Source organism: Ktedonobacter sp. SOSP1-85, assembly GCF_016587415.1.
GTDB lineage: Bacteria > Chloroflexota > Ktedonobacteria > Ktedonobacterales > Ktedonobacteraceae > Ktedonobacter.
Genome location: NZ_BNJI01000001.1, coordinates 4,944,519 through 4,959,535, shown reverse-complemented (window position 1 = coordinate 4,959,535; position 15,017 = coordinate 4,944,519). Strand labels below are relative to the sequence as shown.

Genomic DNA, 15,017 nt, shown 5'->3' with positions numbered 1-15,017 from the left:
CACCTGCACCAGGTCGTAGCCCTGCTCCCTGGCTGCACATCCGAGTGAAGACAGAAGCACCTTGTTGTCTGGGCCTCTTCTGAATGGAAGAATAAACAGACAAAGAGGATGTTCGAGAGAGAACGGAGCATCTCCCTGCCTTCATCCCGCCTGCTATGGTGCCTCAGGACACCTGCATACTGCTTCGGAAGTACTGAACGGAACCCTTTCTTGATAGGGGCAAACCATGCCTTTCAACCGAAGCAGGATGTGTACACGCCATGGGAAAACGACCCGGACTCCTCTATGAAGCGCTTCAGCGCCTCGACGGCTTGATGGCCATCGGCCAAAGCCGTGCCGATGCCAAAGCGCAGGCCCGCGCGCAGGGTGAACATTTCTGGTCGTTCTCTGATGGGAAGATGCACTCCTATCAGACGCGGGCTACCTACCAGGACATGGTGATGCGCTTTTTGCGCTGGTGCCGAACAACTCACGGGACGAAACGCCTGGCCGAGGTCGACCAACGTGCAGACGAACTAGCCTCAGCCTATGTGCTCTTGCGCGTACAGGAAGGCTATAGCCCCTGGACCCTGGCCACCGAACGCAGCGCATTACGGCTCTTCTTTGGCTCTCCACTCCTGGCAGAACAGGTTCCACTTCCACCACGTCACCGGGAAGCCATTCACCGTTCTCGCCAGACCCCTGGGTCTGAAGAACAATCCTCGCCCCATTTTCAACCTGAGCACTGGCAACCCCTGCTGGCCTTCCTTCGCGTCACCGGATTACGGCGGCGCGAAGTGAGAATGCTCCGGGTTGCACAGATCCAGGAGCAGCCAGATGGGGGTGTCGTCCTTCATGTGCAGGGCAAGGGCGGCAAGGTGCGCCAGGTCCCGGTCCTTGCAGGGCAAGAAGCAACAGTGCTGAGTCTTGTGCAAGGACGAGGTGAGGACGAGCTGGTCTTTGCCCATATTCCCAGCCACCTCGATATTCACGCCTATCGTCGGCACTATGCGCAGACCCTCTATCAAGAACTCTCGGGCCTGCCTCTACCACCTGCCGCTGGTCGGCTTCCACGCGGCATTCTCGATGAGCAGGCCATCCTGGCGGTCTCACGAGCGCTGGGGCATAATCGACGAGATGTGGTCCTGACCTACTACCTGCGCTAATTACCATCCCCAGGGACAATGATGTCCCTGTTCATATACATTCCCTTACATTCCCTCGTGTTTTCTTCGTGTTCACTGGCTCACCCGCCTGCATTGGCAGCTGGGTGAGCCAGTTTTTTCATGTCTTGTTTCCATACAACAGAAGGATAGAATACTAATGCGTCGAGAATATGCACGCTATCGCTTTTTGCTCAAAGAACTGGAGGCCTTCACCGGCGTCTACAGGCATACTGCCGAGCGTTGGTTTGCTGACTTTACCAGTGACCCGTCCAACGTGACCGACCAGGAACATGGCTACCGACACGTCTTTCCCGAACACGTCCTCTCCCGTATCGAGGGCTTTGACACCCCCAAGCAACTCTTCAAGCCCTTTGGTCCACTCCCACAACCCGTGCGCTTCTTTCTACCCTACCGTGACAAGGTCTTAACTCCGTTCAATGATAAGATAGAACAGCGCCTCGCCACGTGGTGGCAGCAGGAGTGGCGACATCAGCATCTCGATTTTGCCCATATTCCGCCGGCGCCACCGACACGCGCCAGGGCACTCATCCCCTGTGGCTTTCGCACCTGGCGCTATACCGATCAATTCCTGGTCAAGATCGAAGGTGGAGTAAGAACACGCCGATGTCAGGTGAGCACCTGTAGCACAAGCTACGTTATCTGGAGCCTTCCGCTCCCGCCCGCCCCATTGCACATCCTGCCTCACCTGCTCCTGCCACGACTCCATCGGCTGGCGGCCCTCACTGACTGGCGACAACTGGAACACCTCCCACCCCCAGTACATCGCGCCCTCGCCAAACGCGTAGCCCAACTGATCACCTTTTACACAGAGCGCCCTCTTCAGGTCACCCCACTGCCATTGCCCTCGCACACACCACTCTGCCAGGACATCCTACAACAACAGACCGTGCAGAGAACCTCCACTCATGAATAACCGTCCCCTTCCCCGTTGCCGTAGCCCTCCATCACGGCTCTCACACGATCAACGTCTCCCCAACAACTCACTTATAGAACCGAAGAAAGGATCCATACACCCCATGAACACACAGCAGCAACGTTCCCCCCATCTCTCACTCATGCCCTCCGTCACGGAGACAGCCTCAGAGCCGGGCGAGAACACCGACTGGCGAGAAGCAGGATTGGAAGAGGACGCAAGCCTCGTGCTCCTGCTTGAGGCTCTCGCGAGCCCCGTCCGGTTTCGTTTGCTCCGTTTGCTCGCTCAAGAAGGCGGCAACCTCTGTGTTAGTGAACTGGTCGAACGAATCCCACGCAGCCAGCCTGTCGTCTCGCATCATTTGCGGCTCTTACTGTTTGCCAAACTCATTGGAGTGAAACAACAGGGGACGCATAACTACTACTACATTTTGCCCGACAAGCTCAAAGAGATACGCGAGGCCCTGGCCTCCATTGAACACCTACTTCAGCAGAGACGTGAGGATCAGCACTAAACACAAAAAAACCTCTTCAGGGACTTGATCTGCAATATCACCCCTGAAGAGGCACAGTGAAGAGGAAGTCTTCCAGAACTCTCTCCTCTGAGGATACCTCACGCTCTCCCGACATGCAACATTCTCCCCATTGTTTTCTGATGACGACAGCCTCCCACCTGCGTAGTGGGAGGCTGTCGTTCTTTGTCTGAAAGGAACGCTCTATGACGCATACCAACCCACCACGCTTTGATTACCAACAGGCTATGGAACAAGCACGTGCCCTCCTGGAAGAAGAGCAACAGGCAAGTCTCATGCCCTCAGGCCTCTCTCACAAAGCGCGAACACAGAGACGCGAACAACTCGGACAACTGCTCATGCAGATTCAGATCCGCATGCAACAGGAAATTGGTCAACTACGTTACGCCCTGCACACGCTCCCATCACTGCCGCCCTTGCGGGAAATCCGCTGGGCACAGGAGATGCTGGCGCGTCCCGATCTGGCCGTGTTCCACCTGACCACCGCCGGGCTCTCACATGACGCCGAGATCATCGCAGTGACCCTGGTTGATCAAGCAGGTCTGCCCATCGAGCACCTCGTGGTTCGCCCAACGGAGCCCATTTCCTTTGCCCGTGGCGGGACCTCTGGCCTGAGCGCCGCCCAACTGGCGTCGGCGCCCTCTTTCCCTGAGGTGTGGGATCAACTTGCCCAGGCCTGTCAGGGCCGCGTCTTGCTCAGTTTCCAGCGCGACTACGACCTGGCACGTCTTGAAGAGGCAGCCACACAACTGCACCTTCCGCCTCTCTGCGTCCAAATGGAGGATCTGCGCGTACACACCCGGGCTTACTTCGGCGAACTGGGGTTACGGCTCTCAGATCTCTGCGAGCGATGCGGGATCACCTTGCCACCCACACCCAATCCCCTTCAATGTGCCCAGGCCTTCCATGCTGTGCTTTGCGTCATGGCCCGCGCAGGAGAGGACTAACCCTTGCCCACACGACACAAACACACCAACGGGAGAAAGCAACAATACTGCCCTCTCCTCTGGTACCTCACCATCAGACCATGTTCTCAGTTTTGAAAGGAGTTCTGTTCCATTATGTCCATTTCATCACCAGCACCAACACTCGCATCAGAGATCGGGTATGCCTTGCGCCAGATCCTCATCCTGCATCCAACGCATCCGCTCATAGAGGTGTGCTCCTGCGTCAGCGACGATGGCACCGTTGAACGCACACACCTTGCCAAGCTCGTGACCATCTGGTCAGCACACATGAGGCACTCTCAGTCCAACCCACGCGCGCGCTTCTTCCCGAAAAACAAGGACACGCAACGCCTGCTGCTGCAACGTGGGACCACCTATGCCCTGCTTGGTGCCCCTGAGCAGGCACGGCAGGATCTGCATGCACTCCTGCAACACACGAACGGCTGTAGAGGGGGAGCCACGAGGCAACTGGAAGGGCTCGTCTGTCTGGTGCTCGCCGTCCTCGCCACAGCACAGGAACGCTACCCAGATGCGCTCCCACTCTGGAAACAGGCCCGGGCCTGGCTCCACCCACAGGAGTATGACCTGTTAGCGTGGACCTGGTACGACGCGAAGGTCCTCATTCAGCTCCGACATCTGCACAAGGCCCACAGGGTGCTTTCAAACATCCTCACGCCAATCAGCCCTGATCCACGTCTGCCACGGCAAGAGGAGCGGGCGGAGGCGTATGCCGAGCTCTATGCCCAGCGTGGCGGCGTCTGTTCCCTCTTGCGCTCTCACCAGGAAGCCATGGAGAATCTCAACGCCGCGATTCGTCTCCATCCCACGTGTGGGCGGTTCTTTCATATTCGTGGGTTACTCCATGCCAAACAGCAGCACTGGCAGGCAGCCTATAATGACCTCTGGCGTGCGTTGCACGAGATGCCAGAAGACCCGGAACTGGCCGACTGTTTCTTCGTCGTGATGCAACATCTGGGCACAGAGCTTGCCGTGCCCACGACCTCCGCCCCGCGCACGAGAGGGAGAGCCACGCATGCATAACCGCCGAGTTTCCACATTCACCCGTCAACTCCAGGAGTTGCGTGCATCGCTTCCACCAGAGGCACCTGACCCTCTGATCGATCCGCCTCCCGAAGCATTTCTGCACCTGTGGGAGTGTGCCAGAGCCTCAGGGATCGAGGTGAGTACGCTTCTGGTGGTTCGCCAGCCACTGGATGTTCGCGCAGCAGGGGCCTATTCCATCGAGGAGCATGACATCTGGGTCTGGTATGCCCCCGATATACCAGAGGAACAGGCATTGCGAACCCTGCTCCACGAACTAGCCCATGCCCAGTGTCCTCCCACGCTGCCCTATGCCTCGTTTGAAGAGGAATGGGCGGAAGAACGAGCGACCTGGCAGCGTGCCATCACCCTGGCCCGAGACTGGGGTAGAGAGCATCTCTTCTCAAAGGTGTGCGTAGAAGACATCTTTGACGAGGTGGAGGCCTGCTTGCAGCAGCGCCTGGCCACCTCAGCCATTCTTGGGAGCAGGGATATGGAGCGCACCGAGTGCGCGCTCAAGCAACTCTGGTGTGAGGCCACGGCACGCGGGTGGAGCGGTGAACTCCTCCACGACGTGCTCACTGGCGACAAGACACACCCGGCCTTCCTAGGTGAGGTGCTCACCTTTGACCGGTGCGCCCTGCATCCCTGTTGGGAAATCATGCATGAGCCAGAAGACGATCCTGATCCAGACGCCCTTTTTGGCCCCCTCTCTCGCCTGGGAGAAAGTACACTTCTGGCGAGCGCGGTAGAGATGCTCCAGCGGACGCTCGCCTCCTGCGCCCACCAGGAAGAGGCGTTGCGCACTCGTCTCGCCATGCGCTCCTGGCAGGCAGTGACCTTGGGAACGATGTCCTATGAGCGAAGCCGCCAGGTGGTCCAGGATGAGGCCTCGCTGCAAGAGGCACTTGCTTTAGTCAACCAGCTTTGCTTCGAGGCTCACGGCTATGCTCTGCGGATGCACTGGCAGTGTTTTGACGAACTGTTCTCAAAGCAAGAGCAGCTCACACACCCGGCGCGGCTCTACTGTCTTCATCTCTTCTACACTCCCTGGAAGGAGGTGTTGAGCGATATCTCTCCCTGGATAGACCCGGAAATACTCCCAGACTGTCAGAAACGCCGCCCCAGAGCCGTCTGGTTCCTGTTCCCCAGAGGGGTAGACACCACGCTGCTTGAAGCCTCATGGCAACTCTTCCTGCTGTCCTGGACCAGGTGTGCTGAGATCAGCTATGAAGGCTCGCTCTCCACTCCCGTGAATCCGCTCCAAGATAGGAGAGAGGCTCAGCGGGCACCTTCTCCAGAGGACAGCAAAGGTGGTAATGAGAACACGATGGGAGGGACAGCGTGACATTATTGGATCAACGCCAATTCGATGCCCTCTCTACCCTGGTTACAAGAACCCCAGCAGTGCCATGCCAGGCCGACCAAGAGTGGCTGGTGCTACTGGTGTAACCACATCTTTGAGCATACAGCTGTCTGGGTCTGAATGTCGAAAGCCATCTGGCGCAGCTCAGAGCGCCAGGGATCACCTGTGATTGTGACATCCTCTCGACGCTCATTGACTGACCCACCTAGCCAGATTTCGCTGTTTCATTTCATCCCCCCTCTTCCTTCCTCTCCGCACTCCCACAGTGGTGTGCTGCTTTCGTTCCAGCAAGACCGCACTACGTACATGGTGATAGGATCACGTTCCTGCTGGGTCTCAAGCGCACACTCATAAACAGACGAAAGAGAAGACAGAGAAACAGTATCAAGACAACAAGTATGCAGAGAAGGCACGTCATCTCTGCATGCTTGTTATGAAAAAGGAATGCCTCCTGCTCGGCCATGATCACAGCTGAGTAGGAGGCATTGTTGCGTTCAAAAAAGGAGATACATCTATGTCAGAACGACAAGCGAAAAGACAACGCCGTGCCGAACGACAAGCGGCAGCAAGCCAGAAGACAACAAACTCACGCCCTCCCATGAGTACATCATCTCATGCCACTGAGCAGCCTTCAGTCGCATCAAGCCATCTCGCCATCGCGCTCAGTGCCGCCGTTCCACTACGTGTGCTGGCACTCTATGAACGACAGGGCCCCGATGAGAAGGATCTGGAAGCTGCCCGTCAGGCAGGAACACTCCTCGCATCAAAAGGAGATCGCCTTCTTTTTGGGAGTCAGGGGAGAGGAGAAACTGCTAAGCTCTTCAATCATGTTGCACAGGCTCTGGCGGTACTCTCGTTTGCCCCAGGTGGCGTGACTTGCTTTGGTCAGCATTTTGACGCCCAAACCATCCTCGCTGGCTTCTTTGGAGGAGAGGCTGCAAAGCGCTATTGTCAGCGTATAGCGGGAACACCCCTTGCTGAACAGCAGGAGAAGACTCCTGACAACAAAGGTGAGTACTGAGCCGCCACCTCAAGAAAGGCTTGAAAAGTGAAAGGCTACACCCTTCTAGAAGGGCGTAGCCTTCTTGCTCTAGAAAGAAGAGGTGATGAGAGCACTTCTACAGAAAAAGAAATGCAGTCATTCGTAAACAAGCAAGGAGAGATTCCTCCAGATACTGTCTCATGAGACAGTATCTGGAGGAATTCACAGATGCCCTTCAAGTTATCCAATTTTTTTTAGCAGGTATTTCTATGAATAATCGTATTACCAAATTTTGGTAATTTCGGTTCCCAAAGAACGGAGAGCATATTGTTTCCATTCACGAGCTTTGTTACCAATTTACACTCAATTGCATATAAGCTGACAGCCTATGCTCTATGCACCTTCAGTCGTTTCATAGCACCTGCAATCAAACCCCACAGAGGCTTTCTCTCGCGCTTTTGAAGAAGGATGAGAAAACTATCTGTGAGGTTCGCAGGCATTATCTCAGCTTCTCTGGGTCGCCATATTGCTGCAGTGCCACATCCATTCGCTGTCGTTCCTCTTCAACCTGCTGCCCCAATTCGTCAATCGAGGATTCCAACTGACGATATGCTATCAGCATTGCGTCCTTTTGTTGCCGTGTTTGCTCAGCACGCCCAGCTACCAGTAGTTCTGGTCCTTCCACCTGTCGCAGAAACGCTAGACTCGCATAGACTGTCCGCAAATTCGCTATGAGTTGCTCGATATCGTCCATATCCACCCCTCAATATTTCTTGTACTGAATACGGCTCACTTCTATAGAGTGTACCTCGCTTTAAACGTTCTCGGAAAGCAGAGTATACCCCGCTATGCTTGTAATTGGGAATTGATAGAGCCGTATGATCAATGGGAAATACATTTCCCGTATTTTACTTTACGGCGAATTGTTGTATAAGAAGTGCTTGCCAACTCTTACGTGGTTTCTGCCTCTTAGTGAGAATAGAGTGATTGGAGATCACCTCCATGATGCGAACAGCTTCCACGAATGCCGCCAGACTTGCTATACATCCCGTCCTGGCACTCCTCAACATAGCCATGCCCGTTCCAGAAACTGCTAATGCATGAAAAATAAGTGCAAAAGGCGCCCGGAGGCGAGTAAATCACGTTCCCAGGGGTAAAATTGTAGCCCCAGGGATTCCCATTCACACCACTCGCCTGGGCTGGCACAAGTGTCGGCGTTGGTGGTGGTGGTAATTGTGTCGGCACCGGCGTTGGTGTCGGCGGTTTTGGCGTCGGCGTGGGCGAAGGTTTTGGGGTTGGCGATGGGGTTGGCGTTGGGCTCGTCGGGTTCGTCTTGGTGTATTGAACCTTCACTGCGGGCGATGCCTGTTCTGCCGCAAGCGAGTTGCCTGAAGATGTATGCGCGCTTGCGCTAGCACACGTAAAACAGAGCAGACATGCAACGACAACGGTAAAGCAACCAATACCCCCCTGCGCTCTTTTCGACTGGCGTCGATACCAGCCCCACGGTGTAAAGGTTTGGCGCGGTGGGGGAGGAGGGGTTAATGGCGCGTAATGTGGGGGTAGTGGGAATGGAGACTGGTATGGTTGCGTTGGTTCATCATTATTCATCCTCTCAATATTCTTCCTTTCCATTTCAAATGCAAAGGGGTAAACGTGTCGTTCTGGAAAATTTAGGGGACGAATAGATGTGTTTGTACGTTCTTTATAGAAAGCAGGCCTGGAACGAAAAGAGAAGAAGGTGTACATCTGGCTTCTCGGTCATCTGCTCAAAGCACCCACCCTCCCACATCTGCTGAACTTGACCCAAGTTGGCAGGGGTGGCACAAATAATATTGTGCCTCTCCTGGAACTCTCTATAAAAGCGGGTGATGATCAAAGTGTGTTCGCTGAAAAATAAACTTTTCCGCTATATCCCAATCAAAAGGCAAAAAAAGTGTTCCATCGAGAAGCGTGGGCTAGAAGATTTGCTAGACATAACACACAAACGATTTTTAGGACCCGATGAAACACATACAGAACTTCTATAATCGGGCCTTCGGGCGATGTCAGGAGTTAAACCGCCAGGCACAAAAAATAAAATGATGCTGCTTAAAGCGGATTTTAACTTAGGAAGGTGAATCATGTTTCTCATTGGTTTGGCAATTATTATATTCCTAACGTTTGGTCTGACGATGTTACGCGGTGCGCCCTATCTCCCAGCACATTATAAAGATGTAGAGGCTGTATTGAAAGGGCTTGAACTAAAGCCAGGCGATCTGATTGTTGATCTTGGCTCGGGAGATGGAACAGTACTGCTGGCTGCTGCTAGACAGGGATTAGTAGCATATGGTTACGAAATTAATCCGCTCTTGTGCATTATAGGATGGCTGCGCTGCCGCCACTATGGTAAACAGATTAAAATACTGTGGCGCGACTTTTGGTTTATCGACTTGCCGCCTGAAACCAAGGTCATCTTTATTTTTGCAGCGGGACCGTACATGAAGGGTTTAGCGAGGAAGTTTAGTACGCTTGCCTTACAGCATGGTGAGCCATTCTATGTAGCAAGCTATGGCTTTAGCTTACCCCAGGTCGACTCACTTCGCATTGTGAGCGGCACATATATATATCGGTATAATTAGGAAAAATATCCTCTGTTGACATATGCATAATTTTTCTTATATTACCTTCTTCACAAAATTGTCTTGAATTCATATCTATAAAAATGCATTTTCAAGTAAAAAACTCATAAGCTCTGCGCGTTCTTTATAGGAAAAGATAGTAAAACAAAACCTGTTCAAGAGAACTGCAAATCTAAATTCTTAAAACGATTATTTTTCATTGCACAACACCCTACATAGGAGGAAAATATTTAACATGAAGGTTTTTATCGAGTTTGTAATTATTGTTTTTTCTGCTCTTGCTGATTTCTATCTCTTACTAGGAGCAGTGAGGTATGTCCTCTCTGGAGGTGATCAGAGCAGTATAGTAAACGCAAAGAACCAAATACTTTATGCCCTCCTACTCCTGATCCTCCTTATATGTTTATCATTTCTTGTTTTCTTTCTTCTTCCTCCTATTGCTGTAAACACTTTATCTATAACCTCTTTGTTACTACCTCTCCTGCTCCCGTTCCTCTTCATAGGGCTAACTATGTTAGCAAGCATATCAGAGGCAATAAGTAGGAAAGATCGCAGTACTCCTCTTGCCAGGCCGATGGATTCTTCACCTTCAGAGATCATCCCCAACGAATCGGAGTTCTCCGAAATGACTTCTCATACTTCAGAAGAACTACAAGAATCTCCGAAGCAATCAACCTCCCAGGGGAACAGCCATACATCACCATTCATACTTGTCTATAATATTCATTCTGGTTGGGTGCTGACAGTTTCTTGGTCCCCCGATGGTACCCGTATTGCCTCAGCAGGCGGGGATGGAGTGGTACGAGTGTGGGATGCTGATACAGGAAACTCCTTCCTCAAGTATCGAAACGCTTTCACACACGTCTCCAACTTTGCCTCGTCTCCTAGGGTCTATACCGTTAAGTGGTCGCCTGATGGTTCACGTATTGCCTCAGCAGGAGATGGAACGATAGTCAATGTATGGGATGCAATAACAGGACAGACCACCTGCACCTACCGAGGTCACTCTGGACTATCTGGTATGATCTACGCATTGTCTTGGTCTCCTGATGGCAAATACATCGCATCTGCATGCAGTGCCATAACTGCTTCAGATAAAACAGTGCATATATGGGAGGTAACAACAGGCGAGACCATTCTGCGATGTGACACCTCTCTTGGTTTACGACCTGTCATTTCGGTACTTGCAGTTGCCTGGTCTCCTGATAGTGCATATATTGCCGCCTGTGAAGATCACATCATACGTGTTTGGCACGCAACCAGTGGACAACTCATGCAGGTCTATCGAAGCAATTCAGGGGTGATAAGCCACATTGCCTGGTCTCCTGATAGTTCCATGCTCGCCGCAGCGAACAGCAATCATACCGTTCAGATATGGGACACGAGGACAGCCAAAAGTGACTTCATTTACCATGGGCATGCAAATAGTGTAAGAGACGTTGCCTGGTCTCCTGATGGTACCCAAATCGCCTCGGCAAGCAATGACAGAACCGTTCATGTCTGGAATCCAACTACGGGTCAATTAATTTTTCAGTATAAAGGGCATTCCGATATGGTGACGGCCATCGCCTGGTCTCCTGATGGCAAACGTATCGCTTCAGCCAGCAACGATGAAACTATACAAGTGTGGCAACTTGATCAGGATATCTCTGAAGTAAGTGATGGAATACAAGGCAGGATTGATCCGAGCGATAGTAGAGAAAGTTTCATTAAACCGGCAATACCAAGAGAGCACGCATCTGTGTTTCGTATTCGGATTGTAGAAGACCCTCTCACCCCAACTACTCTCATATCACTCCTTTCAGCAATGACCGACCTTGTGACAAAATGCTGGCTGATAGGCCAGGGAAGATTCGCTGACCTCATGGAATACACGCAAACTCGGGATAGACGTTTTGTTGAAGAAACTCAGCTTGCTTTCACCAGGATCACTTACAACTCACCTTTTGAGGCAATCTTTAAGGTAGATCTTTCTGCACCGAGTGTGGCAGAAGGCATAAAAGTCGCTATCGATGCCATTACGCAAATAAAACATAGGATTGAGAGAGCTGAGTTAGAGAATCAAGAAAAAGCGCAAGAATTAGAAAATGTGAAGCAAAGGGCTCAGCAGGAAAATGCGTCTGCGCTTCTTGAGAAAGAGCGGCAACAGCTTGCTCTTGAGCGCGAGCGTTTAGAAATCTTGGAGAAGCGTCTGGATGTGCAGAAAAAAGGGATAACATATGCTCTAGAGATAGCGGCTCAAACAGTTATGGTGCTTCATCCAGGTTCCGACGAGCAAACCAAAGCCATGCTCATGCAAGCATTGTTACCTACTATCCTGCAGTTGCAAAACGGTAAAAATCTAGAGCTATCCTTCCCCGCATTACAAATAGGTGATGAAGATGCAGAGCAGGACGAATGAATCAGAGGGTGTCAAATATTTGACGCCCTCCTTTCAGTATCAGCCCTTAAAAATCCTCAATAGGCGTACCTTGATCAGTATATCCCTGATTGGACTGATCAATGGTTGCATTTGAGAATTGTCTCATATAAAATGGAAGGGACAACAACAGGCGGGAGTAACTGGGGACTGGTACCAGCGCACTTCTTCCTTCTCCGCTGCATTCCCCTTAGAGGAGCTATCAAGCATGGTTGCTAACGCTGCGCCAATATTTCAGCAAGTTCATCAAAGCTAGCGCTTTATGACCTGATACTCACTCTCACGCTAGACCTCAACGATGGCATACTGCTCAACATTGCGCCGCACTGGGAACTCGTCCCCTGGAAAGAAGCCAAAAGCGCCTGGGAGCAGTTGTTGGCGGGCAAATACGGCTGATCCTCCATTGGAAGCAGTTGCGCGAGAACGGTCTTCTGAAGGAGAAGTAGAGCAGTGCTCTCGCTGCCAACGCAATTCCTGACAGCTATTTATCAAAGCAGCTATTAGAAAGAACAAAACCATGACAATGACTGTAGAAGCGTATCATCAGCGATGGCAAAAGGCAATGTAACCTAGCGCGAGCTCCGAAGACTGCCCCTGGTACGAGCAGGAAATCACCCCTACGGCATGTATCTTCTTTGAGGGCGCTGTGCACTCTGCTGTAGGTGGGGGAGAAGGCTATATCATCCTGCCTGATTTTGGCGATGGAATCTGTTGGTATAGATACTTGCGGTATTGGGATGAGTTTGAGGACAAAGAGCAACCACTTTCCCCAGAAGAGATGGCTCGTAAAGAAATGGCGCAACGGGACCTTAATGCCCTGCTTGAGCGCTATGTACGCGAAGGCTACCAGCATGACATGGGTGAAGCATTAATAGCCGCCGTGAAGCGCTCTTTTAGGGAATGGGAACTGCTCCTGGTATATGTGCTGCCAGAAGATTTGCCCCGTCTTTTGGAAAATCGTGGCAATCCGCTCCTCACTGAGGATGAAGAGCCTGCTGCTGGGCAGGCGCCAGTCTTTGATTTTGATAATCCAGATCATCGCAGAGCCTTACAAATCAGCCTGGTGATCTAATGGATGGCAAGGCAAAAGAGCGTGTAATATAAGTATCATCAGTGACTATTTGCAAAATCTCATGATCAGGTAGGTCAGCGAGAAAAGTATTGTGGTCCGGTTTGATCCGGAGTGTGTAAGTTTCAGCATAAGCGCGAACGAGAAATGGGCTTGAAGCGACCTTTTTTAAGCCACATAAGCGCGAAATAAGTACAGATTTTCAGCGTAAGCGCGAATAAAAGACCATTTCCTAGATGAGTAAATAAAAGACCTGGCGCATTGCGTATCCGAGGAGATCAGCATAGCGTATGTAGTCGCGAAATCTTGCTTGTCCTGTTTTGCTCAAGGAATCCATAGCTCGAACAAGCAACGTCTCCCGGTCTAAACGACGTGCGTATTCTCTCGATAACCTCTCTATTCGATAGGCGAAGATGCATCCTTTTTCTAAGGCGTCTTTTTCAGCCTTTCTTTGAAGGCTAATACCTTTGTTGGGGTAGTGTAAAGGTAGACAAATATGACCTCGATAAAGTTCAAAAGAACTGTCACATCTTCCTCTGTTACCTCATTTGCATCAACATGTGCACCGAGATTGCCAATATGGCGTCCAAGGTGTGCCATGTCGGCAAGGAGCTGGGGGATAGTTGCAGATTTTAACAGATAATCTACTTTTTGTTCGAGGGTTTTCCCCTGAGCCTTTTCGTGGTTAAAAAGAGCCTCCAATGTTCGTCGGAGAAGCACTGCGCAAGCGTTCAATGAAATATGCTGCACCTGGAGAGCTGCTTCGTACTCTTCTGCAATTTTCGGAGGGAGATCTGACAGCACCACTTTTTGGATAGATTTGGGGTAAAGCACAGCCGTTTCGGCATCTGTAACTTCTGGTTCATAGATGCCGTCGTGATTATACGTAACAACTTCTTGTACAAGCGTTGGTTGATGGCACACTGAGCATTCAAAAATACGCCATGTTGTAATTATTTGGAAGTCAACTCCGGCGTTTTGAGCGTCGCGGCTGTTTTTCCAGAGAGTCTCATTGTGCTGCGTTCCTTCGCCTCTAAGTTGGAAAATACTCTGTTTTCCGCAATGACCGCACACCATTGGGGTCGAACTTCCGTTGGTTAAAGCGAGCTTTGATTTCGTCATAGTTCTGCACTCTCACTTCTGTAGCGCAATTTCGGGCATAAAATTGTGATTTGAGATTGACTATAATTTAAACAGTCTGCCGAGCCACTTGCACTGTACATGGGCACCACTATCTCTTCGCGTGTCACCCATTCAGGGGCTGAATCTCTTGAGGAGGAGAGGTATTTTGTCCATGCAAGGCCTTCATCTCCGCCTGGATACGCCTATGGGCCTCTGGGGAGAGCGATGTTTCTTTCCGCATAATCTCATCCGGGTGGCGTATCCCCTTGCGCAAGTTACAGGACTGACAGGAGGGCACGCAGTTGAGCGCCGTCGTCCCACCATCGGGGGCAACCAATGGCCTTTGGTGTTCCAGCGCCTCATAGGGTCCTCCGCAGTACGCGCACTTCCAGTCGTAGAGGTCAAGCGTCGCAATCCACTGAACAATCGTGAGTGTAGCCTCGCGTCCCATTTGCCGCGCTCGCTCGTTGTGCGCCTCTACACGCCCATATTCCCTCTTATAGCAACTGGTGAGCCTGAACTCCCGTTCATACTGCTTGTAAAGCCCAGCCCAGCAGGTAGGACAGTAACACCCAGGACGAACTCTTTTCTTGTGCCGTATCCACGTATCGAAAGGGTCAGAACTGAGCGACCAGAGCATGCGCGGAAGCAGATCCTGATACAAGTATATCTCCTGACACCCGCGACAGGGAGTAGGCGTCTCCATCTTCTGCTGATGTGCTTCAGCCATACGCTCGCCCAAGACCACAAGATGGAGGCCTACCGTTTTAAGAAATGCACGAATCGTCATGTCTGTCTACATTGCCCTTTTCTATTTTCTCTTCTATTCTCACAGTGCT

The 15,017-nt window shown here is 51.7% G+C and carries 14 protein-coding genes; 10 read left to right on the top strand and 4 right to left on the bottom strand.

The features are described from left to right. The first annotated feature begins 260 nt into the window (after positions 1-260). From KTE_RS20685 to KTE_RS20650, 7 genes are all read left to right on the top strand, one after another. Entirely contained in the window at positions 261-1,145 is an 885-nt protein-coding gene (locus KTE_RS20685; RefSeq protein ID WP_201384177.1) for a site-specific integrase, read from the top strand. A 157-nt stretch (positions 1,146-1,302) separates the two neighbouring features. After that, positions 1,303-2,079: a hypothetical protein gene (locus KTE_RS20680; RefSeq protein ID WP_201384175.1), complete on the top strand. Its 777-nt coding sequence runs from the start codon at positions 1,303-1,305 to the stop codon at positions 2,077-2,079. Between the two features lie 103 nt (positions 2,080-2,182). Further along, a complete protein-coding gene (locus tag KTE_RS20675) occupies positions 2,183-2,593 on the top strand; it encodes a helix-turn-helix transcriptional regulator (protein WP_201384173.1) in 411 nt (136 codons plus the stop codon). A gap of 203 nt (positions 2,594-2,796) precedes the next feature. Beyond that, complete coding sequence (locus tag KTE_RS20670; protein ID WP_201384171.1) at positions 2,797-3,558, top strand: exonuclease; 762 nt, start codon at positions 2,797-2,799, stop codon at positions 3,556-3,558. A gap of 114 nt (positions 3,559-3,672) precedes the next feature. Then, a complete protein-coding gene (locus KTE_RS20665) occupies positions 3,673-4,599 on the top strand; it encodes a tetratricopeptide repeat protein (protein ID WP_201384169.1) in 927 nt (308 codons plus the stop codon). Further along, positions 4,592-5,947 carry a hypothetical protein gene (locus tag KTE_RS20660; protein WP_201384167.1) on the top strand — a complete coding sequence of 452 codons (1,356 nt, stop codon included), beginning with the start codon at positions 4,592-4,594 and terminating at the stop codon, positions 5,945-5,947. The genes KTE_RS20665 and KTE_RS20660 overlap by 8 nt, the downstream gene beginning before the upstream one ends. Positions 5,948-6,479: 532 nt before the next feature. Beyond that, positions 6,480-6,986: a hypothetical protein gene (locus tag KTE_RS20650; protein WP_201384165.1), complete on the top strand. Its 507-nt coding sequence runs from the start codon at positions 6,480-6,482 to the stop codon at positions 6,984-6,986. A gap of 460 nt (positions 6,987-7,446) precedes the next feature. Here the strand turns inward: KTE_RS20650 and KTE_RS20645 are convergent, their stop codons facing one another. Both KTE_RS20645 and KTE_RS20640 read right to left on the bottom strand, forming a co-directional pair. Next, a complete protein-coding gene (locus KTE_RS20645; protein ID WP_201384163.1) occupies positions 7,447-7,701 on the bottom strand; it encodes a hypothetical protein in 255 nt (84 codons plus the stop codon). A gap of 215 nt (positions 7,702-7,916) precedes the next feature. Then, on the bottom strand, positions 7,917-8,558 hold the full coding sequence (locus KTE_RS20640) for a hypothetical protein (RefSeq protein WP_201384161.1): 642 nt from the start codon (positions 8,556-8,558) through the stop codon (positions 7,917-7,919). Positions 8,559-9,070: 512 nt separating this feature from the next. Between KTE_RS20640 and KTE_RS20635 the strand changes: the two genes are divergently transcribed. The 3 genes from KTE_RS20635 to KTE_RS20625 all read left to right on the top strand — a co-directional run bounded on the left by KTE_RS20635 (position 9,071) and on the right by KTE_RS20625 (position 13,059). Further along, the gene (locus KTE_RS20635) at positions 9,071-9,568 is read left to right on the top strand and encodes a hypothetical protein (RefSeq protein WP_201384159.1); all 498 of its coding nucleotides are present in this window, start codon (positions 9,071-9,073) and stop codon (positions 9,566-9,568) included. 235 nt (positions 9,569-9,803) lie between these two features. Further along, on the top strand, positions 9,804-11,969 hold the full coding sequence (locus KTE_RS20630) for a WD40 repeat domain-containing protein (RefSeq protein ID WP_201384157.1): 2,166 nt from the start codon (positions 9,804-9,806) through the stop codon (positions 11,967-11,969). Between the two features lie 664 nt (positions 11,970-12,633). Beyond that, positions 12,634-13,059, top strand: coding sequence for a hypothetical protein (locus tag KTE_RS20625; protein WP_201384155.1), 426 nt, complete (start codon positions 12,634-12,636; stop codon positions 13,057-13,059). A gap of 423 nt (positions 13,060-13,482) precedes the next feature. Here KTE_RS20625 and KTE_RS20620 read toward each other — a convergent pair whose 3' ends face one another. After that, positions 13,483-14,178 carry a DUF4145 domain-containing protein gene (locus KTE_RS20620; protein ID WP_201384153.1) on the bottom strand — a complete coding sequence of 232 codons (696 nt, stop codon included), beginning with the start codon at positions 14,176-14,178 and terminating at the stop codon, positions 13,483-13,485. Between the two features lie 124 nt (positions 14,179-14,302). Beyond that, entirely contained in the window at positions 14,303-14,968 is a 666-nt protein-coding gene (locus KTE_RS20615) for an HNH endonuclease (protein ID WP_201384151.1), read from the bottom strand. Positions 14,969-15,017: the final 49 nt, after the last annotated feature.